Origin of the sequence: Bartonella sp. AA81SXKL (genome assembly GCF_042196945.1) — a bacterium.
Lineage (GTDB): Bacteria > Pseudomonadota > Alphaproteobacteria > Rhizobiales > Rhizobiaceae > Bartonella.
Genome location: NZ_JBHIRH010000436.1, coordinates 1 through 524 on the forward strand (window position 1 = coordinate 1; position 524 = coordinate 524).

Here is a 524-nt window from a genome sequence, read left to right on the forward strand (position 1 = left end):
ACCGCCATCTTTACGCTTATGAAAAGAGCAGGCGGGCGTTATCATTCTCTTTGCCAGCTCAAAATGTTGTGACAACTCTCGCATTGAGAGGGTTCATAAGGAGCATTTTGATTCCTTTCTTGAAGAGTTTTTGTCCACACCCGCATCTCGCTTGTCATATGCAAGCCAATGATTTTGATTGATTCACTCTAAGAGGCTTTGAGATCAGAGAATTTTACGAAACTCCAGGGTTCTTATTCACGTTTTAAAACAATGAATTATCTTTATAAATCAATAGAATGTTCTTGTAAGACAGCATGGACATTTCTAACCTGCAAAATTTCAAGCAAATCATACCCTATTGCTCTTGACAGTAAAGATGGATTTGGGGTTTCTTGTGAGTGCAAGTGAGGTGTGAAGGGAGCTTTTGTATTTTTTATATCACCTGTTGAGGTCAGCACTTTTTCATTAACTGTGCAGAGTGTTACGTCAGTTCTTTGTTGTAGCCGCCGCGAATGTGATTTGTTGTCCATTAAGTTCTTTAT

General features: G+C 38.9%; 2 protein-coding genes. One reads left to right on the plus strand and one right to left on the minus strand.

What is annotated here, in order from left to right:
• A partial coding sequence (locus ACFINZ_RS12110; protein ID WP_375701659.1) for a hypothetical protein occupies window positions 1-182 on the plus strand: 182 nt, incomplete at its 5' end.
• An 81-nt stretch (window positions 183-263) separates the two neighbouring features.
• Here ACFINZ_RS12110 and ACFINZ_RS12115 read toward each other — a convergent pair.
• On the minus strand, window positions 264-524 hold a 261-nt coding region (locus ACFINZ_RS12115), incomplete at its 5' end, for a hypothetical protein (RefSeq protein WP_375701660.1).